The following is a 20862-nucleotide window of genomic DNA, read 5'->3' on the forward strand; positions in this document are numbered from 1 at the left end:
ACCATGATGCGGAAATGAACCGGAGGCATGCCACTCCGGAAGAATGGTCCGGCCATTGCTGAATCCAACGGCAGCACCCATGAAACTCAGCGATCTGAAATCCTCCGGGCACTGGCCGACCCTGCTCACGGCATTCCTCTACTTCGATTTCTCCTTCATGGTCTGGACGCTCCTCGGCGCCCTCGGACCGCAAATCGCTGAAACCCTCGGACTCACCGCGGGCCAGAAAGGCATGATGGTCGCGGTGCCGATCCTTGGCGGCGCGGTCCTCCGCCTCGCGCTCGGCCTGCTGGTGGACCGCATCGGCGCGAAGACCACCGGCATCATCGCGCAGCTTGTCGTGATGGCGGCGCTTGCCGGAGGTTGGATCATCGGATTGAAGAACTTCGAGGCCACTCTGGTGTTCGGGTTCGTCCTCGGTGTGGCGGGCGCTTCCTTCGCGGTGGCATTGCCACAGGCGGGGCGCTGGTATCCACCGAACATGCAGGGAGTCGTCCTCGGACTTGCAGGGGCGGGGAATGTCGGCGTGGTGCTGGACAGTCTCATCGCACCGCGTCTGGCATCCGTCTATGGCTGGCAGGCGGTGTTCGGCTTCGCGCTCATTCCCGCGGTCATCACCTTCGCGGTCTATGCCTTCTTTTCAAAGGATGCTCCCGGAGCAGTGGTGAAAAAGAAGCTCTCCGACTACGTCCGCCTGCTGAAGGAAAAGGACGCCCATTGGTTCTGCTTCTACTACACGGTTTCCTTCGGCGGCTTCGTCGGTCTGGCCAGCTACTACAACCTCTACTTCCGTTCGGAATTCGGACTCTCCGCCGTCCATGCCGGTGACTTCGCCGCCGCCTGCACCTTCGTGGGCGCCCTCGCCCGCCCCATCGGTGGCGCGATCTCCGACCGCATCGGCGGCATCCGCTCCATGATCGTCCTCTACTGCGTGGCGGGCGGACTCCTGCTGGTGGGCGCCGGCATCCACTCCTTCTGGCCGAACCTGGTCATCTTCCTGGGTGTCAGCGCGGCGCTCGGCATGTGCAACGGCTCCATCTTCCAACTCCTCCCGCAACGCTTCGGGAAGGACATGGGAGTGATGACCGGCCTGGTCGGCTGCGGCGGCGGCATCGGCGGATTCTACCTCGCCAGTTCGCTCGGGCTTTCCAAGCAGGCATTCGGATCCTGTTCGGCCGGCTTCGTCGCCTTCTCCCTCCTCTGCTTCGTGGCGGTCACCGGCCTGGTCCTGGTGAAAACCCGCTGGCGCACCACCTGGGGGACATTGACCAACGCCCGGATCTGACTTTCACTGGCACCATCCACGCCATCGCTTGAAGGTCCGCCATACGTCGCACGCCCTGCCCCGGGACGAAGGGCATCCCTCCTCGGATGCCGTCGCCGTCACGGAATGGGGCGAAGGCTTTCTGGCCGCCCTTGCGGATGGTGCGGGCACGGATCCCGCCGCCAGGGAGGCCGCACGGAAGGCGGTCTCCATGGTCTCCGCCCACTACCGGACCCACCCGCTCGTTTGGACACCCGGCAAGGCGCTGCGCGAAACCGTGCGGTTGATCAACCGCACGCTCTGGAACGAATCCCACGCAAGGTTCGACCGTCCGGAGATGGTCTGCACCCTGGTGGTCGCGCTGTATGACCAGGGTTTCCTCACCTGCATGGGCATCGGGGATTCCCGCATCTATCTTCTGCGTGATGGTGCCATCACCCCGCTCACCACGGATGACATCGAGCCGGATGCCCCGCTGCGGTTGACCCGCGCACTGGGCGCGGTGGAGACGTTGAACCCCACCACCACAAAGATGAACCTGCAGGAGGGCGACTCCCTCCTCCTTTGCTCCGACGGCATCCACCATCACCTCACCGATGGGGAGATCTCCGCCGCCATATCGAGCCACGGCTCGGCGCGCCTGCTGGCGAAACAGGCGAACGAAGTCTCTCCGGATGAGTCCCGCGACGACTGCGCGGCCATCCATGTTGTGGTGGAGTCGCTCGGCTGGACGGCACGCCGGGAGGACCAGCAACTGCCCATCCCGGATCAACTTGCCGCCGGCCAGAAGCACGATGGATGGACGCTCATCCGCTCCTTCGGCGCCAACGACCGCTGCTGGCTCGCGGAGCGCGAGGGATGCCGTCAGGTGATGAAATTCGCTCCGCGTGAAGGAAACGATGATCTCCAGATCAAGCAGGCCTTCCTCAAGGAAACCTGGAACGCCATCCGTTTCGCGGCGGACACTCCGTTCGTGAAGACGTGGGAGAACCCTTCCCGCACGTCCCTCCATTACATCATGGAGTTCGTGGACGCGCCGGGTTTGGAATCCCTGCTCCGTCAGAGGAGACTGCAGGTTGATGAGGCGGTGCAACTCGGACGCTTTCTGGCCGGTTCCTCCATGCTCCTGCTCCGCCAGGATCTCGTCCACGGCGACATCAAGCCGGAGAACATCCTCATCGGCTCCGCCTACGATTCGGTTTTCTTCAAGCTCATCGATCTGGGTTCAAGCTGTGAGATCTTCTCCCGCACTTCCCGGGCTGGCACCGCCACTTATCTGGCGCCGGAGCGTTTCAGCAATGCGCCTGTCACGGAACGGACGGAGATCTTTTCCATCGGTGTGACCCTCTACCAGGCATTGACCGGGCAACCGCCATTCGGTGCCATCGAGCGCTTCCAGACCCCCGCATTCCGGGAACCCAGGCCCCCCTCATCGCTGAACCCGATGATCCCCCCATGGCTGGACGCCGTCATCCTCCGCGCCTGCTCCATCCGCGCGGAGCGCAGGCACCAGCATTTCAGCGAACTGGCATTCGAACTGGCCAACCCGGGAAAAGTCCGGCCATGGCACCCTGCGGACTCCGCCCTGATTCACCGCCATCCGGTGCTTTTCTGGAAGGTTTCCGCCATCCTGTTTGCGGCGCTTTCATTGTTCCTGGCAGTCCGTCTCCTATCCTCCTGAGCGGAAACCGGGGCATTTCCCGCGAGCCATGAGGGGAATGCATATCAGGCACCGCCGCAAAATGAATCCAATCGATTCAAGGCCGATTTTCATGAGGTGACTTCAGCGAATCCATGAAAACGCCGCTCATGCATTCATGGCACAAGTTGGCACGCTGGCCCTCCACACGCTTTACCACGTCAGGACGCCCACACGTCCTGACAAACCATGAATCCAATCCGCCCTTATTCCCGCCGCGACTTCCTGGCCAGCTCCGCGAAGACCACCGCCCTCGGACTCCTTGCCTCCGGCCTTCCAGCCGGATGGGTGGGGGCCCAGACCGCAAGCGATGCCCCGGAAGCCCCTGATGTGAACTTCGGCATCATCGCCCTCACCGACTGCTCGCCCATCGTCATCGCCCATGAGAAAGGCCTCTTCGCCAAGTACGGCATCCGCAGTAAAGTGACCAAGGGCGCCAGTTGGGCCGCCATCCGCGACTCCCTGGCCAACGGGGACATCCAGGCGACCCACATGCTCATCGGCATGCCCATCGCCTCCACCATGGGTCTCGGCGGCGCGCCGAAGAAGCCGATGGTCATCCCATGGCTGCTCAACCGCAACGGCCAGTCCATCACCCTGGCGAATTCGCTGAAAGGAAAAGTCGCCGCCGACCCCAAGGCGCTCAAACCCTTCGTGGACAAGGCGAAAGCGGATGGCCACCCGATGACCTTCGCCATGACCTTTCCGCCCGGCACCCATGCGATGTGGATCCGCTACTGGCTGGCCGCCGGCGGCATCAACCCGGGCGATGCGGGTGGAGGTGGAGCGGACATTTCCCTCATCACCATCCCGCCGCCGCAGATGGTCGCGAACATGAAGGTCGGCAAGATGGACGGCTTCTGTGTCGGCGAACCTTGGAACGCGAAGACCATCACGGATGACATCGGCTTCACCGCCATCAACACCCAGCAGATCTGGAAGGATCATCCGGAAAAGGTCTGCGCGTTCACGGAGGAGTTCGCGGCGAAGAACCCGAAGACGGTGAAGGCCGTCCTCAAGGCGCTGCACGAGGCATCCGTGTGGCTCGACAAGATGGACAACCGGGTGGAGCAGGCGAAGATCGTCAGCGCCCCCACCTACATCAACTGCCCGCCGGAACAGATCCTCCAGCGCCTGCAGGGCAAATATGACATGGGTGACGGACGGAAGTTCCGGGACCCGGACTACATGATCTTCAGCGACAGGAACTGCAACTATCCGCAGCCGAAGTATGCCAAGTGGTGGCTCACCCAGCTCCGCCGCTGGAGCTTCACCGATGGCGCGCCGGACTATGAGGCCGTTACCAGACAGGTGATGCGGGGCGACATCTATGAGGAAGCGATGAAGGAGATCGGCTACTCCCATGGCGGACTCAACAACGATGCCGAGACCCTTTTCGACGGCAGCAAGTTCGACCCGGCCGGTGATCTCGATGCCTACGCCAAGTCGTTCTCCGTCACCACGCTGAAAGGCTGAGAAAGGAGGGGGACACTTCCGTCCCCCTCCCGCAACCGGAAACCACGACAAATCCGATCTTCATCCACAACGCCAATGCCGCCGAGGGACAAGAGTGTCCCTCCTCCTTACTATGAAACGCTTCAAACTGGACACCATCGTTCTTCCGCTCATCGCGCTCCTCATCTGCCTCGGCGGATGGTCGCTCATCGCGGGGAAATCCACCACGACCACCTCCGTGGACGACTGGGGTGACAAGGTCACCAAAACCGAACGCCACGGCATCTCAGCCGACCTGCCCTCACCCGTGGAAACCTGGCAGGCCAGCAAGCCCTACATCGTGGAGCCATTCGCCAAACGCGGCGAGCTGGACCAGGGAATCCTCCGCTTCACCTGGCTTTCGCTGAAGCTAGTCGCCCAAGGTTACTTCCTAGCGCTGCTGATCGGCACGCCCATCGGCTTCCTGCTCGGTCTCTCGAAACGCTTCACCAAAGCCTTCGACCCCATCATCCAGATCCTCCGCCCCGTTTCCCCGCTCGCCTGGCTGCCGCTCGGCATGGTGCTCTTCAGCGGCATGAAGATCCTCGGCTCCGACGGACGGGTGAGTTTCGGCACATCGGATGCGGCGGCGCTTTTCACCATCGCCATCTGCGCGATGTGGCCGACGGTCCTCAACACCGCCGTCGGTGTCCGTGCGGTTCCGCAGGACTACCTGAACGTGGCGAAGGTGCTGAAGCTGTCGCGGACGAAGACGCTGTTCAAGATCCTCATCCCCTCCGCACTGCCCTACATGTTCACCGGTTTCCGCCTGTCGCTGGGCATCGCGTGGCTGGTCATCGTGGCGGTGGAGATGCTGATCGGAAAGCCAGGCGTCGGCGGCTTCCTCTGGCAGCAATACAACGCGAACTCCTTCGCCCACATCATCCTCTCGATCCTCACCATCGGCCTCATCGGGTTCATCCTGGATCGCGCCATGAGCCTCATCGAGGGGCGCTTCCGCACCGCCTGAGAAAGCCAGTTTCCCCAACCATCATGACACCCATCCTCGAACTCAAAGGCATCAACAAGTCCTTCGGTGGAGCAAACGTCCTGTCGGATGTGAACCTCACCGTCAACGAAGGCGACTTCGTCTCGGTCATCGGCTACTCCGGCACCGGGAAGTCCACCCTCATCAACGTCATCGCGGGTCTGCTCAAACCGGACACCGGCGAAGCGAAGATGGATGGCCAGTCGATCACTGGCCCCGGTCCAGAGCGCGGCATCGTGTTCCAGAACTACTCGCTGCTGCCTTGGCTGACCGTCTCCGAAAACATCCGCCTCGCGGTGGACCAGCTTTATCCGCAGATGACACCCGCCGAGCGCGCCGCCCATGTCCGCAAGCACGTGGAGATGGTGAAGCTGGGCCATGCCGCCGACAAGTATCCGAAGGAGCTGTCCGGAGGCATGCGCCAGCGGGTTTCCGTCGCGCGCACGCTCGCCGCGAACCCGCGGATCCTCCTGCTCGACGAACCGCTCTCCGCGCTCGATGCCCTCACCCGCGCCACCCTGCAGGATGAGATCGCGGAAATCTGGCAGAGCAACAGGACGACCGTCATCTGGATCACCAATGATCCGGACGAGGCATTGCTGGTGGCGGACCGTGTCATTCCGCTGATCCCTTCCGCCGGGGGTGCAACGCTCTCCGCAGAGATCCCGGTGAACCTGCCCCGCCCCCGCGACCGGCGGGAACTACTGAAGCAGGACGTCTTCAAATCGCTGAAGCTCCAGCTCATCAACACCCTGCTGGACGCGCGGAAAAACAGCGCACCCGTGCTGACGAAGAAACTCTCCCCGCCGGACATCCTGCCGGAAGACCTCGGGGTGAAGCGCAACCACGGCCTGGGCGGCAGAAAGACGCCCCGCCGCCGCTCCCAGCTCAACCGCGAGGAAATTCCAATCTCCTGACCCTCCAGCCAAATGACTCCCATCCTCGAACTCTTCCAACTCTCGAAATCCTATCCCGCTCCGGGCGGAAAGGACGCGGTCATCGTGAAGGAATTCAACCTCAACCTGGAGGCAGGTGAATTCGTCACGATCATCGGCCACTCCGGCTGCGGGAAATCGACCGTCCTCTCCATGGTCGCCGGCCTGACCTCCGCCTCCGGCGGCGCGATGATCCTCGGCGGCCGGGAAACCAATGAAGCCGGTCCTGACCGCGGAGTGGTCTTCCAGTCACCCTGCCTGCTGCCGTGGATGACCGCCTTCGACAACGTGATGCTGGGCGTGAACCAGGTCTATTTCACCGCGCCAAAGGTGGAACGGAAGGAACTGGCGGAATACTACCTCTCAGTCGTCGGCTTGGGGAATGCCATGGACAAGTATCCGGGCGAGCTGTCCCAGGGGATGCGCCAGCGGGTGGGCATCGCCCGTGCCTTCGCCCTGCAACCGAAGATGTTGCTGCTGGACGAGCCCTTCGGCATGCTCGACTCACTCACGAAAATGGAACTCCAGGAGGTGCTTCTGGAACTCTGGAGAAGGAACAAGCTCACCACCCTGATGGTCACCCATGATGTGGATGAGGCGATCTTCCTTTCCGACCGGGTGGTGATGATGACCGACGGACCGGAGGCTGAGGTCGGTGACATCCTGCACATCCCCTTCGAGCGCCCTCGCAACCGGGCCGCCATCCTCGCAGATCCCCGCTACGCGGACTACCGCAACCACTTGCTCGACTTCCTCAACAACCGCTCCCACATCCGCCCGAGCAAGCTGGCAGGGGCGCAGGCGCTCGAAACCCAGCCGATGCGGGCTGCGGCGGCGGGAGGTCTCGCCACCCAGCCGCACTGAGCGGCAGTCATGAACACAATTCATCAGATCCATGATCCGGAAGATGCGTCATTCATACCTATCCATGCGGCATCCGCATGCCAAGTGCTTTCCTGAGATCAAGCCAACCACCGGCACACCATGGTCAATCTCGAAAATACCGGCTTCACCGAAGACCAAACCAACTATCTGACCGGCTTTGTCTCCGGTCTGCTCCAGGCACGCAGCCTGCCGCTGCCTTTCCTCGGCCAGGACGCCTCCAGCCGCTTCACCCACCAGCCTGAGGAGGCGGACGAAACCGTCCATGGCACGCCCATCGACGACCTGTGCAAGGAAGAACGCATCAAGCATGAGAAGCACGGCCTCGACTGCTACGACACCATCCTGGCCAACGCGGCCACCAACGCGTTTCCGAAGGACGGGGACATCTTCCGCTACAAGTTCCACGGGCTGTTCTTCGTCACCCCCGCACAGGAGTCGCTCATGCTCCGCTGCCGCATCGCCGGTGGCGCCCTGAGCAGCCACCAGTTCCGCGGGCTGGCGGAGATCGCCGAGGACTGGGGTCCGGGCCACATCGACCTCACCACCCGCGCGAACGTCCAGGTCCGCGAGATCATGCCGAAGGACGCGCCCGATGTGCTGAACAAGCTCATCGACCTGGGTCTGACATCCCAAGGCTCCGGAGCGGACAACATCCGGAACATCACCGCCACGCCGACGACCGGCTTCGATCCGGACGAACTCATGGACGTGATGCCCTATGCGAAGGCGATGCACCACTACATCCTGAAGAACCGCGACCTCTACGGGCTGCCCAGGAAGTTCAACATTTCCTATGATTCCGGCGGGCGCGTTTCGGTCTGTGCGGATACGAATGACATCGGCTTCTACGCCGTGCGCGTCGCTCCGGGCGAACATGCGGTGGAGCCGGGCATCTACTTCCGCATGCAGCTCTGCGGCATCACCGGGCACCAGCAGTTCGCCACAGACTGCGGAGTGCTGCTGACTCCCGCGGAGAGCCTGCCGGTCGCCGCCGCGCTGATCCGCGTGTTCATCGAGAACGGCGACCGCACCAACCGCAAGAAGGCCCGGCTCAAGTATCTCGTCGATGAATGGGGGATCCCGAAGACCCTCAACGAAATCTCGAAGAAGCTCACCTTTCCGCTCCGCTTCCTGCCACTGGAGCAATGCGAGCCATCCCTGCCGAAATCCAAGCACGGCCACCTGGGCATCCACTCCCAGACGGACGGGAAGAACTATCTGGGCGTCCTCACGCCGGTGGGCCGGATCACGGTTCCTCAGATGCACGCCCTGGCGGACATCGCCGATAAGTATGGCCGGGGAGAGATCCGTCTCACCGTCTGGCAGAACCTCATCATCCCCGGCATCCGGGACGAGGATATCCCTGCGGCCACCGCCGCGGTACTGGCCACCGGATTCGACTACCGGAACAACCCCGTCACCGGCGGACTCATCGCCTGCACGGGCAGCCGGGGCTGCAAGTATGCCGCCGCCGATACGAAGGGAAACGCGATCGCGCTGGGCGACCATCTCGCCGGCACCGTCTCCCTCGACGTGCCGGTGAACATCCACCTCACCGGCTGCCAGCATTCCTGCGCCCAACACTACATCGGCGACATCGGCATGATGGGTGCGCGGGTGAAGATGGAAGATGGCTCGACCGTGGATGGCTACAACATCGTCCTCGGCGGAGGTGTGGATGACACCCAGGCCATCGCCCGGGAAATCTGGAAATCCATCCCGTTTGCGGACATCCCGCCGCTCGTCGAACAACTCCTGGTTGCCTACCTGCGTGAGCGGGAACCTGATGAGTCCTTCGCCGAATTCACCAACCGCCACACCCCGGACGAACTCCGGGATCTTTCCCGCCCCGACAAGATCGCCGCGGCGTAAAGGCAGGGACGTTTCTCCGAAACGTCCGGCAGAGGAGATCCCGTCCTACGCTTCCGCACCATACTTCATTCGCTTCCTCCAAAAGTTTCACCTCCCGTTTGATCAACCGCCACCCACCGGACGTTTCGGAGAAACGTCCCTGCCCCATATGCTCACCATCCCCGACAACGCCCCTTTCACCGGCACCCAGAAGATGTGGCTGAAGGGCTTTCTCGCCGGCATCGCCGCAGGCCTTCCACAGGGAGGTGCCTCCGCACCTCCGGTTGCGGAAGCCGTGAAGTCCGGACTGCCCGTCACCATCCTCTGGGGATCCCAGACCGGCACCGCGGAGTCCTATGCCAAGAAGCTGGCCAAAGCGCTGACCGCGCAGGGCCACTCCCCCACCATCCTGGACATGGCGGATGCCAGCGTGGACCTGCTTTCCTCCGTGAAGCACCTGGCCATCCTCACCTCCACCTATGGCGACGGGGAACCACCGGACAATGCCCTCACGCTGCACACCGCCCTGCACGCGGAGTCCCTTTCCCTTGCGGATCTCAGTTTCACCGTCTTCGCCCTCGGTGACAGCAACTACCCGGAATTCTGCAAATGCGGCCATGATTTCCAGAACCGGCTCACGGCGCTCGGGGCAAAGCCACTGCTTCCGATCATGACATCGGATGTCGATCACGACCTGCCTTTCAAGGAGTGGTCCGCCAGCCTGCTCTCATCACTGGTGGCGGCTCACTGATCACCCGGCACCTCCTCCTCCGTGCACCAGACCATCCAGCGCATCCCGGCCATCAGGCGTGCGAAAGCCATGCCGAAGGTGGAGGCACCGCAGGAGTTCACGCTCATCGACCGGTTGCTGGCGGAGCAAAAGCAACTCCAGACGCCGGTGGCGAAATTTTCCGAAGTCCATCACCGGAAGAATCCGGATCTGGCGGACCACTACCGCTCGCTGATCCCGCTCACAAAACCGGGTGTGGGTGAGCAATACGCCTTCGAGGTTTCCCTGGACCGCTGCACCGGCTGCAAGGCCTGCGTGTCCGCCTGCCACTCCATGAACGGACTGGATGACGATGAGGCATGGCGGGACATCGGCATGCTCCACGGCGGGGAGCGGAACCGAACATGGCAGCAGACCATCACCACCGCCTGCCACCACTGCGCCGATCCCGGATGCCTGGGCGGGTGCCCGGTGGGTGCCTACGAAAAGGAAAAGGACACCGGCATCGTCCGCCATCTGGATGACCAGTGCATCGGCTGTTCCTACTGCATCCTGAAGTGCCCATATGATGTGCCGAAGTACTCGAAGAAAAGGGGCATCGTCCGCAAGTGCGACATGTGCCACCAACGGCTGGCGGAAGGCGAGGCACCGGCCTGCGTCCAGGCATGCCCCACCGAGGCCATCCGGATCGTCACTGTCCAGGTAGCGAATCTCGTGAGAGATTCGGCGGCGAAGGCTCCCCACAGTTCTTCCGGCTCCCAGTCCACCACCAGGGTTCTCCCTGCCGAATCTCTCACGAGATTCGCTACCTCCCCGATCCTCAACGACGCGAGCATCACCCGTCCCACCACCCGCTACGTGGGACGTGAGATCCCTGACTCCGCCCTCGCGGCAGACCGCGAAACGCTCACTCCCCAGCACGCCCATTGGCCGCTGGTCATCATGCTCACCCTCACCCAGGTCGGGCTCGGCTTGCTGGCGGGACCTCTTCTCGGGCTGGGTGCTGCGACCGGACCTGTCATCAGCGGAGAATCGCTGGGAGCGCTGGTCTTCAGACCGGCCGCTTCTTCCTTCGTCCTTCTCGCCGCACTCGCCATCTTCTTCACCGGCATGGGAGCCAGCGTACTCCACTTGGGCCAGCCACTGAAAGCGTGGCGCTTTTTCCTCGGATTGCGGACCTCATGGTTGTCGCGGGAGATTCTGGCGTTCTCCATGTTCGCGCCCATTCCGGTCATGCTCGCGGCGCTGCATTTCTCCCCGGACTTTCCTTTCAAGTCCCTCATCCACCAGGTCACGGCTGGGTCCACATTTCCTGTGGGACTCGCCGCCGTCTTCACCAGCGTGATGATCTACGTGGACACCCACCGGAGTTCGTGGAGATTCCCCATCACCGCCACCCGCTTCTTCGGAACGGTGCTGGTGTTCGCCGCACTCTCCCTGCAACTCGCGGAACCTTCCCCCCTCCACGCCGTCGCCGCCCTCGCCGCCATCCTCCTCAAGCTGATCCCGGAAGCGCGGCTGCTGCGGTGCGCGGAAGATCCCGACGCTCCCTGGTCCGCCGACCGCCACACCGCCCTGCTCCAGCTCCAGCCGCTGGGTCCGTTCCTCCGCGCCCGCCACCTCCTGGCCATCACCGCCGCTTTCGTGATGTTCATCAACCCATGGGCCGCCCTTCCCATCCTGATCCTGTCGGAAATCCTGGAACGGCAGCTTTTCTTCCAGTCGGTTTATGCGCCGAAGATGCCCGGAAACTTCGGGCCGGGAGGGCATCATTGAAGAATCTGCGTAGCGGAACGGCTCCGCCGTTACGGCAGGGGGAATGGGTGCCATCACTCAGCCCTAATGTTCCGTGAATACCCTCCTCTGAATACGGAGCTGTGGGAAAGATGGCGTTTCCCCAACCGTCGTGACGAAGTCACGACGCTACTTCCATACTTTCTATCCATGGACAGAAGGAGTTCCTTCGCTAGATTCAGCGGCAATCCACCGCTGTGTCCCCAGTCCTCGTCATACTCCTGCTGATCCCACTCATCTCCATGGGGTGGTTGTTCTGGGCGCTGCGGCGTCTGCGCCGTCTGGAGGCTCATCCCGCGATCACCACCTTGCTGGCTGTCAGCGTGATCGGCATCCTCTGCTGTTTCATCTGGATCGTCCTGGCGAGGCAGGAAGTCGCACCGAAAGTCCCCGGCGGGCCGTATTCCCTGGTCTTGCTGTGGGGACTGTTCGCCCTGCCGCTCATCGCCCTGCCGAGCATGATCGGCTGGGCATTCTTTTCGATCTTCCGGGCCATCATCCAGAGGGGAAAGACGGCGGAGATGGCCGCTCCCACGACGGACCCCACCCGCCGCCGGGTACTGGGTGCCGTGGCTGTCAGCCTGCCCGTCGTCGCCACTTTCGGCACCGCCGCCATCAGCATCCCGCAGCGGACCCGTTTCCGCGTCCGTGACATCACGGTTCCCATCAAGGATCTGCCCACCGACCTGCACGGACTCCGCATCGCCCACCTCAGCGATACCCACGTGGGCAAGTTCACCCAAGGAAAGCTCCTCCATGAACTGGCGGATGCCACCAACCGGCTGAAGGCGGATCTGGTCCTGATGACCGGCGACCTCATCGACCAGTCCATCAACGATCTGCCCGAGGCGCTCGACATGATGGCCCGCATCGATCCCCGCTCGGGCCTCTACCTGATCGAGGGCAACCATGATCTTTTCCAAGGTCCGGAGAAATTCGGGAAAGGTGTCCTTGATCGTGGTTTCAATCTCCTCCGCGACGAAAACGCGGTGGTGACTACCAAAGGCCACCCGGTCGAACTGCTGGGCATCCGCTGGCACGGGCGGAACAACCCCATTGATGGGCACGTGGATGAAGTTTCCAACAACCGGAATCCGGAGGCGCTGCCCATCCTCCTCGCCCACCATCCGCACGCCTTCGACCGCGCCGCGGAACTGGGCATTCCGCTCACTCTGGCCGGACATACCCATGGCGGCCAACTGATGGTCACGCCGGAGATCGGCCCGGGGCCGATGCTCTACAAATACTGGTCCGGCCTCTACCAGAAACCCGGAGCCAGCCTGGTGGTCAGCAACGGTGCCGGAAACTGGTTCCCGCTGCGGTCCGCCGCCCCTGCGGAGATCGTCCACATCAAGCTCATCAGGGCCTGATCCGGAGGGACATCACTCCCGTTCATCATGGGAATGAACCGCTTTTCGGCCGGAGGGGAAGCCCGCCATGTCCCTAGCACGCTTTCTGCTGGGTGAGAGGAAGTGCTGACGCGTCTTCTCAAACGCCACACCGGCCCCCTCACCCGGGATCTGGTGCTTGAACCGGGGAATTTCGGACTCGGGAAAGTCCCCGCCCGCCTGAAGCCCGCCTCCACCACGACTTCCATCTGCGGCTACTGCGCCACCGGCTGCCAGTTGAAACTCCATCTGGATGAGAACGGCCGCGCGATCAACCTGAGTCCCCAGGCCCACTACCCGGTCAATCTCGGCATGGCCTGTCCGAAGGGCTGGCAGGCACTTGATCCGCTCGACTCCCCGGACCGCGCGACCACCCCCCTCCTGCGGGATGCCTCCGGCAAGCTGCGGGAAACCGACTGGCCCACCGCCCTCGCCACTTTCACGGAACGCTTCAAGGCCATCAAGGAACAGCACGGGCGGGAATCCGTGGCCTTCCTCTCCACCGGCCAGATCCCCTTCGAGGAGATGGCCTTCCTCGGCTGCCTGTTCAAGTTCGGGATGGGATTCCTCCATTGCGACGCGAACACCCGCCAGTGCATGGCCACGGCGGTCACCGCCTACAAGCAGTCGTTCGGGTTTGACGCACCGCCCGCGACCTACGCCGATTTCGAGGAATCCGACGTCATCGTGCTGGTGGGGGCGAATCTCTGCATCGCCCACCCGATCCTGTGGCAGCGGGTCATGCGCAACCGCCGCTCCCCGGAGATCATCGTGATCGACCCCCGTGCCACCGAGACGGCCCAGGCCGCCACCCGCCACGTTTCCCTCAAACCGAAGGGGGATCTGGCCCTCCTTTACTCGCTCGCCCACTGCATCCTGCGGGACGGACGGACGGATCCCGTATCGATTGCCAATACGGAGGGCATCCATGAGTTCAGGCAGTTCGTGGCGGATTTCCCGCCCCATGCGGTGGCGGAGAAAACGGGCCTGACGGTGGAGCAAATCGAGTCGCTGGCCCGGACGGTTTCAGAACCCGGCAAGCGGGTTTCCTGGTGGTGGACCATGGGGGTCAACCAATCCCATGAAGGCGTCCGCACCGCCCAGGCGATGATCAATCTCTGCCTGATCACGGGGAACATCGGCAAGCCGGGCACCGGTGCGAACTCCATCACCGGCCAATGCAACGCGATGGGTTCGCGGCTTTTTTCCAACACGACCTCCATGGTCGGCGGCCATGATTTCAGCGATCCGGAACACCGGGCGAAGATCGCCTCCCTCCTGGAGATACCCCTCGAAAACATCCCCGGCGAGTACTCCCTCGCCTACGACCAGATCCTCGCCGCCGCCGAGGAAGGGAAGATCAAGGGCCTCTGGATCATCGCCACGAATCCCTTCCACTCCTGGATCGATTCCGGTCGGCTGGCCCGGCTCCGGGAGAAGCTGGACTTTCTGGTGGTCCAGGACATGTACCACACCACCGAAAGCGCGAAGGAGGCGGACCTGCTCCTGCCCGCCGCTTCATGGGGGGAAAAGGCCGGCTGCTTCATCAACTCCGAACGCCGGATCGGAACGATCAAACCATTCCGCCAGGCACCCGGTCAGGCGCTTTCGGACTTCCGCATTTTCCGTCTGATCGCCGATGCATGGGGCTGCGGCGGGCTGTTCTCCCGCTGGACGGATCCGGAATCCGTCTTCAAAATCCTGCGGGATCTCACCAAAGACCGCCCGTGCGACATCACGGGAATCGAGGGATATTCCCACCTCGACGAACACGGCGGCATCCAGTGGCCGTTCCCGTCCGGCGGAAACTCCCGCCCGGTGCGCGAGCGGAGGCTGTTTGAAGACGGTCTTTTCCACACCCCTAGCGGCAAGGCCAAGCTTCTGTTCACCGCCCCCGCCCCCCTTCCGGAGCCGCCGGATTCGCAATTCCCTTTCCTCCTACTCACCGGACGCGGAACCAGCAGCCAATGGCACACCCAGTCCCGGACCGGAAAATCCGACATCCTGCGGAAACTCTACCCGAGCGAGGTGTACGTGGAAATCCACCCTGACGATGCCCGGAAATACCGCCTGAAAAACCACGATCCCGTGATGGTGGAATCCCGGCGGGGATTGATTGAAACACGTGTCTATGTCGCACCCACCGTCCAATGCGGCCACCTGTTCATCCCCATGCACTACCCGGAGGTGAACCAACTGACTCACCCTACATTCGATCCCCACTCACGCCAGCCCAACTACAAGGCCTGTGCGGTGCGGTTGCGCCGACCGAAACAAAATTGATTGAATCAAGCGATTCAATCAATCATCGCCGCCGGGTCCAGGTATCGTTCCCATATTTGGCCTCCACCTTTAGGTGGATCACTTCGAATGGAGGATCGAAATCGGTCTGTTCCCATTGGGGGGACAATGCAGTCGCCAATCGGATTGAACGGTCGATTGAATCATCGGCTTCACAACGCCCCGCCACAGAGCCTTGGTGGAGCAGTCCGTGTTTCGTTCTCCGCTGTCCGGCACCGGCCACCTTGTTTCCAACACCATCCACCACATCGAATGCGACCGGCTTCTCGAAACACACCCCGCCCAATCCAGCATCGCTTGAAGCAGGAACAACCAGATTGAATCGATTACTTAAAACAAGAGAAAGCTTCTCATGGATCAGCCGATAGCTCTCCGTAGCCATGATCCGGAATAATTTCTCCGTTTCCGGAATTACCAAAGAATAGGTCCAATCATTTTGATGATCAACGATTCCTCCGCCGGTTGAACGCCGAACCAAGCCTATATCCGGAAGATTTTCAATCGCTTGATTCAAGCAACAAAAGCATCCAAAGCTCCCCCACGCTCCGCTCCAGTCATAGACACGCAAAACCGGATCAGCAATCGTTTCAAGCAACCATTCATCCACCGCCATATTCTCCGGGCCCGACCGGGGAAACGGATCCAACCACAGCTTCAAACGATCCAACAAAGAACTCATCCGGAAGGGTATCTGGGAAAAATGCTGCCGGGGGGACTCGAACCCCCACGATCTTGCAATCAGCAGATTTTAAGTCTGCGGCGTCTACCATTCCGCCACGACAGCGTGTGTGCCCCGGCCCGTGTGGAGCCGATCTCAGCGCGCCCGGTCTATCGCCCCTCCAATGGGGTGGCAAGGTGATTTCCGGAGAACCCTGGTGCCATGGATGGGCGGGGGACCGTCGCACAGGAGCTTTCGGAGAAAGCTCTTCCTTTCCGGCCATGCGCGGCACCTCACCTCGTCTCCCTTTCCTGAAAATTTTTCCGGAATCTTGATTCTTGATAGAAAGCGCCCGGACCCGGGGTATTGGTCCATGTCGCGAGACAAGGCGGCCCGCGTGAGATACTTCCTGGTTTTGGGTTTTTCCAGGATGGTGATCAGGCGGGCCGCTTCTCTTTTTCCTGAAGATCACCAGCAACCGATGGCGGCGGATACCGTCAGCAGGGTCGCCTCCCCCTTGCCCACCTTGCTCTTTCCCACCAGTGCCTGGGGAAACACGGCTTCCAGACACGGTGCCAGGATGGGGTCGGTCCGGCCGTCTCCGGCGAGGAACTCTTTGTCGGAAACCGCCACGCGTCCCTCGCAGCGGCGCCCGCCCCACGGGTCGAGGTAGATGACCGGGAACGAGTCCGCGTCTTTCTCCAGTTTCCGGGGAATGGAAATGACGGTCACAAAATGGGCTTCGACCACCACCCAACCGCCCTTCCGCTTCACGAACCTGCGGATGCCGACCACCGGGGGCATTCCCTTCGCCAAGGATTTTTCCAACCTGCCATGCACCCGCTCCAGCAAATCCGCGTGGGATTCCTCCGGTTTCAGGACCATGATTTCGTATTCGAGATCCGGGAGGAAAGGTCCCTTGACCATCTCGTTGGCCATGTCACAGAGGTCCGCTATATTGACGCCGGACTTCGACCAGCGGGGACGCCCGCCGAGGGACTTCGATGGCCGCATGCCGACATCCGTAATGATTTTCCGCAGCCGCTGGCGGTCATCCCCCCCTTCCACCGCATCCGCGGCTTTCCGCCATCCATCACTGCCGAAGCGGAAGGCGGAGAGCAGGGCCGCCGGTCCGCAGGCGTTGCCGGCGATGGCGAGCTGGTTGACCGGCACGGCACCGGGATGCGGAGCCTCCCGCATCGGCTGGGCCGACAGGCTCCCAGCGGACAGAAGGAAGGCCAGGCTACCAGCCCGGAGACGGTGTGTGAGTTTCAACCCGGATATTGTTACCCGGCCGGGCATCCTGCTGGCCACCGGAAATTGTGACGGTGGTTTCGAAATTGGCGCTTCCACCCTGGTTCCGGCCAATCGGCACGGAGAAAGTCTGGATCGCACCGACTTTGAGGGATGTCGCGTTGAAATAACTGGTGCCGCCCGGCCCCTTCACCGTGACCGCCGTGTTGACCAACGGCTCGGTGCCCCGGTTCTGGATGGTCACCTGCATTTGGTCCGGGAGGGAGGGGTCCACCCAATAGGAAGCGAAGGCAGCATCGTAGATGCCGGCGGTTCCGGATGCCAATGCCCGTGCGAAGTTCGGTGATCCATTGCCAGCGCTCAAATCGTACCCCGGTTGCCCCGTCTCATCCAGATTCCGCAGGATGATGTCCCACGCCTGGAGGTTGGTGACCTTCATCTGTTGCATGACTCCGCCGATCATCCCGGCCACGATCGGTCCGCTGAAGGATGTCCCGCTGACAGCCGCCGCGCCATCCCCCGTCCACGCTGCATTCAGACCATAGCCGGGAGCCACCAAGTCGATGCCCACGCCCGTGTTCGAAAAAGCCAGCACCTTCCCCGCCTTGTCCACCGCCCCGACACCGATCACCCCTTCATAGGCCGCTGGCATCAACACCTGCCCGGACCCGGAATTGCCGGTGGGTGCGACGATCAGCACGCCCGCCTCCCGCGCCATCGCCACCACGCTCCTCAACAGCGCGCTGTCCCCGGTGCTGCCGAGGGAGATGTTGATGATGACCGCCCCGGCATCCATCGCCGCCAAGATCCCCCCGGCGATCCTGAAGCTGTCCGAGTAGCCGTTTTCATCCGCCACCTGGAGCGAGATGACCGTGGAACCCGGGGCAACACCCGGCAAGAGCGAGGTATTCCCCAGAATCATCGACGCCACCGCCGTTCCATGACCATTCGGATCTCCGGCCGCCCCGATGGGGATGACCTGGCCTCCGAACGCCGGGTGTGCGCTCACCCCGGTGTCCAGCACCGCGATCCGCACCCCCTGCCCCCATGATGAATGATCTCCCGTGATGCCCAGCCATTCGAGGAGTCCATTCCCCATGGGCACGGCACCCGGCTGCGCGGCGACGGATTCGCTTTCCGGAAAGGTGGCGGAAAAGATCAGCCCGATCTCCTCACTCCCATCCAGCAACGCGGCGAGATCATCGTAGTTCAGGAAACCGATCCGCAGAGCGGACAACCGGTCCAGCCGTCCCATCACTTTCACCTTGCCAGCAGCGCGCGCGATGAACGCCTCCATCGCGGCCCGGTTCGCGAACACGAGAGTGCGCTGCCCGACGAGCGCTCCGGCCTCCTGCGCCTCGCGGTCGGCCTGGAAGGCGGGCCTCGTTCCTTTGCGGAAGTCCGGATCCGGATTGATCATCTCATGCGGCAGTCTCGGGCTGGAGGATTTCCCATTCTCCACGGCCTGCACGTTCTTCTTGGGCGGGATCGCTGTACGCGCCACCAGATAGCCTCCCACCGCCGTCAGCAGGAAGCCGGTCACAAAGATCAGAGGACGCCAGCGCATCACCAGCATTGAACCCCGGATCCGGTGGGAAGGCATCAAAAAGTTTCCGGAATGCACCGCCCGCAAACATCCGTTTGATCCGTTTTTTACTTTCCGGAACGGCTGGGAAACGCTTTCTAATCCGTCCGCGGGAACTCATCCCGCGCACGATGAATGCGTCTCCCGGCGGTCGCGCCGCGAATCCACGGATCGCCGGTGCGGCTTTGGCCGCCCTTGGCATTGTCTTCGGCGACATCGGCACCAGCCCGCTTTACGCGTTCCGTGAGTGTTTCGCCGGTCCTCATGCCCACGCGGTGGCGATGACCCCGCACAACCTGACGGGGGCCGCCTCGCTGGTGGTATGGTCGCTGTTGCTGGTGGTTTCGGTGAAGTATCTCTTCATCATCCTACGGCTGGACAACAAGGGGGAAGGCGGAATCCTGTCCCTTTCCGCGTTGATCCGGTCCGCTTCCCGGCGGCTGGGAGGAGCCGATCCAAAGACGGTTCTCCTGCTGGGGCTGGCGGGTGCCGCCCTCATCTATGCCGACGGCATGCTCACCCCCGCGATCTCCGTCCTATCCGCCGTGGAGGGTCTCACCGTTAGCGCACCCACGCTCCAGCATTGGGTGATCCCCATTTCAGTCACGCTGCTGGCCGGAGTTTTCGCCATCCAGAAGAAGGGTACTGAGATCGTTGGCAAGCTGTTCGGCCCGGTGGTGTTGCTGTGGTTCGTCGTTCTCGGTCTGCTCGGCATCCGGATGATCCTCACCCACCCGCAGGTCTTGTCCGCACTGAGTCCGTTGGAGGGCTTCTCATTCCTCTTACGGGAATGGAGACACTCCCTGCCGTTGCTGGCCGCCGTCTTCCTCGCCGTGACCGGGGGGGAGGCCCTGTATGCGGATCTGGGGCATTTCGGAAAACGCCCGATCCGGGTGGCCTGGTTCAGCGTGGTGCTTCCCGGGCTGGTGCTCAACTACCTCGGCCAGGCCGCACTGCTGGTGGAGGATCCCAGCGCCATCCGCAGCCCGTTCTTCCTGATGGCTCCGGAGATGCTCCGCTTCCCGCTGACGCTGCTCGCCACCGGAGCCGCCATCATCGCCAGCCAGGCGCTTATTTCAGGGGCATTCTCGCTGACCACCCAGGCGGTCCAGCTCGGCGTGCTGCCACGTTTCCGCATTCTCCACACCTCGGACGAGGAAGTGGGCCAAGTCTATGTCCCGGCGATCAACTGGTTCCTCGCCGTGGCCTGCATCATCCTGGTCGTGGAGTTCGGTTCCTCGTCCGCCCTCGCCGGGGCCTACGGCATCGCCATCGCGTTGACGATGACCATCACGTCGCTGTTGTTCTTCTCCGCGGCGCGGGCGGTGTGGGGTTGGTCGCTGGCAAAGGCCGGCCTGTTCACCCTCGCCTTCCTGACGGTGGATGGAGCGTTCCTGCTGGCAAACGCCTCGAAGATCGTCCACGGGGGCTGGCTGCCACTGGTCATCGCCTCCAGCTTCATGGGCCTCATGCTGATCTGGATCCGCGGCCGCCGCCTGCTGTTCGCACGCATCCAGCGGGACTCCCTGCCCGTTGACATGCTGCTGCGGGATCTGGGGAAAGGAAAGATCCACCGGGTTTCCGGCACCGCCATCTACATGACCGGAGGCGGCAACATCGTCCCCGGTGCGATGCTCCACAACCTGAAGCACAACCAGGTGCTGCACGAACGGATCGTCCTCCTCCACGTGGTGACCATGGATCAACCCTATGCTCCGCCGGAGGAGTCGCTCACCCATGCGGAGCTGGGACACGGCCTCCACCGGGTGGTTCTGCGCTTCGGCTTCGCCGATGAGCCGGATGTCCCGACGGCGCTGAAGAAATACCTTCCGGAGTCGATCCGCTTCCAGCCCGGGAAGGCGACCTACTTCCTCGGCAGGGAAACTTACGGGGTGGGGAAAAAAGCGAACCTCCTCGACCGCATCCGCCTTTCGATCTTCGCCACCATGGCCCGGAACGCCTCCCCTGCCACCGCCTACTTCAAGCTCCCGCCGGGGCGGGTGGTGGAGCTGGGTGCCCAGCTCACCCTCTGACAC

The 20862-nt window shown here is 62.6% G+C and carries 15 protein-coding genes and 1 tRNA gene; 12 read left to right on the forward strand and 4 right to left on the reverse strand.

The window, feature by feature from the left end:
- Positions 1-79: 79 nt before the first annotated feature.
- The 11 genes from KF712_15555 (at position 80) to KF712_15605 (ending at position 15311) form a co-directional block, all read left to right on the forward strand.
- The gene (locus KF712_15555) at positions 80-1285 is read left to right on the forward strand and encodes a NarK/NasA family nitrate transporter (GenBank protein MBX3742403.1); all 1206 of its coding nucleotides are present in this window, start codon (positions 80-82) and stop codon (positions 1283-1285) included.
- 28 nt (positions 1286-1313) lie between these two features.
- Positions 1314-2945, forward strand: coding sequence for a protein phosphatase 2C domain-containing protein (locus KF712_15560; GenBank protein ID MBX3742404.1), 1632 nt, complete (start codon positions 1314-1316; stop codon positions 2943-2945).
- 207 nt (positions 2946-3152) lie between these two features.
- Positions 3153-4439, forward strand: coding sequence for an ABC transporter substrate-binding protein (locus tag KF712_15565; GenBank protein MBX3742405.1), 1287 nt, complete (start codon positions 3153-3155; stop codon positions 4437-4439).
- A gap of 112 nt (positions 4440-4551) precedes the next feature.
- On the forward strand, positions 4552-5427 hold the full coding sequence (gene ntrB / locus KF712_15570) for a nitrate ABC transporter permease (GenBank protein MBX3742406.1): 876 nt from the start codon (positions 4552-4554) through the stop codon (positions 5425-5427).
- A gap of 20 nt (positions 5428-5447) precedes the next feature.
- Positions 5448-6362 carry an ABC transporter ATP-binding protein gene (locus tag KF712_15575; protein ID MBX3742407.1) on the forward strand — a complete coding sequence of 305 codons (915 nt, stop codon included), beginning with the start codon at positions 5448-5450 and terminating at the stop codon, positions 6360-6362.
- Between the two features lie 12 nt (positions 6363-6374).
- The gene (locus KF712_15580) at positions 6375-7244 is read left to right on the forward strand and encodes an ABC transporter ATP-binding protein (GenBank protein ID MBX3742408.1); all 870 of its coding nucleotides are present in this window, start codon (positions 6375-6377) and stop codon (positions 7242-7244) included.
- Between the two features lie 120 nt (positions 7245-7364).
- Positions 7365-9137: a NirA family protein gene (locus KF712_15585; protein ID MBX3742409.1), complete on the forward strand. Its 1773-nt coding sequence runs from the start codon at positions 7365-7367 to the stop codon at positions 9135-9137.
- A 148-nt stretch (positions 9138-9285) separates the two neighbouring features.
- Positions 9286-9867, forward strand: coding sequence for a flavodoxin domain-containing protein (locus KF712_15590; GenBank protein MBX3742410.1), 582 nt, complete (start codon positions 9286-9288; stop codon positions 9865-9867).
- Between the two features lie 21 nt (positions 9868-9888).
- Positions 9889-11622: a dimethyl sulfoxide reductase anchor subunit gene (locus tag KF712_15595; protein MBX3742411.1), complete on the forward strand. Its 1734-nt coding sequence runs from the start codon at positions 9889-9891 to the stop codon at positions 11620-11622.
- Positions 11623-11837: 215 nt separating this feature from the next.
- Positions 11838-13010: a metallophosphoesterase gene (locus KF712_15600; protein MBX3742412.1), complete on the forward strand. Its 1173-nt coding sequence runs from the start codon at positions 11838-11840 to the stop codon at positions 13008-13010.
- Positions 13011-13112: 102 nt separating this feature from the next.
- Positions 13113-15311 carry a nitrate reductase gene (locus KF712_15605; GenBank protein ID MBX3742413.1) on the forward strand — a complete coding sequence of 733 codons (2199 nt, stop codon included), beginning with the start codon at positions 13113-13115 and terminating at the stop codon, positions 15309-15311.
- A 22-nt stretch (positions 15312-15333) separates the two neighbouring features.
- On the opposite strand, the gene KF712_15610 is transcribed toward KF712_15605, so the two are convergent.
- The 4 genes from KF712_15610 to KF712_15625 all read right to left on the reverse strand — a co-directional run bounded on the left by KF712_15610 (position 15334) and on the right by KF712_15625 (position 18808).
- Positions 15334-16008, reverse strand: coding sequence for a hypothetical protein (locus tag KF712_15610; GenBank protein MBX3742414.1), 675 nt, complete (start codon positions 16006-16008; stop codon positions 15334-15336).
- Positions 16009-16030: 22 nt separating this feature from the next.
- Positions 16031-16113, reverse strand: a tRNA-Leu gene (locus tag KF712_15615).
- 342 nt (positions 16114-16455) lie between these two features.
- Complete coding sequence (locus tag KF712_15620) at positions 16456-17262, reverse strand: hypothetical protein (protein ID MBX3742415.1); 807 nt, start codon at positions 17260-17262, stop codon at positions 16456-16458.
- Positions 17231-18808 carry a S8 family serine peptidase gene (locus KF712_15625; GenBank protein MBX3742416.1) on the reverse strand — a complete coding sequence of 526 codons (1578 nt, stop codon included), beginning with the start codon at positions 18806-18808 and terminating at the stop codon, positions 17231-17233. Before KF712_15625 ends, KF712_15620 begins: the two co-directional genes overlap by 32 nt.
- 149 nt (positions 18809-18957) lie before the next feature.
- Here KF712_15625 and KF712_15630 point away from each other — a divergent pair, with 149 nt between their 5' ends.
- On the forward strand, positions 18958-20859 hold the full coding sequence (locus KF712_15630; GenBank protein ID MBX3742417.1) for a KUP/HAK/KT family potassium transporter: 1902 nt from the start codon (positions 18958-18960) through the stop codon (positions 20857-20859).
- Positions 20860-20862 lie beyond the last annotated feature (3 nt).

It is taken from the genome of Akkermansiaceae bacterium, from assembly GCA_019634595.1.
In the GTDB taxonomy this organism is placed as follows: Bacteria; Verrucomicrobiota; Verrucomicrobiia; order Verrucomicrobiales; family Akkermansiaceae; genus Luteolibacter.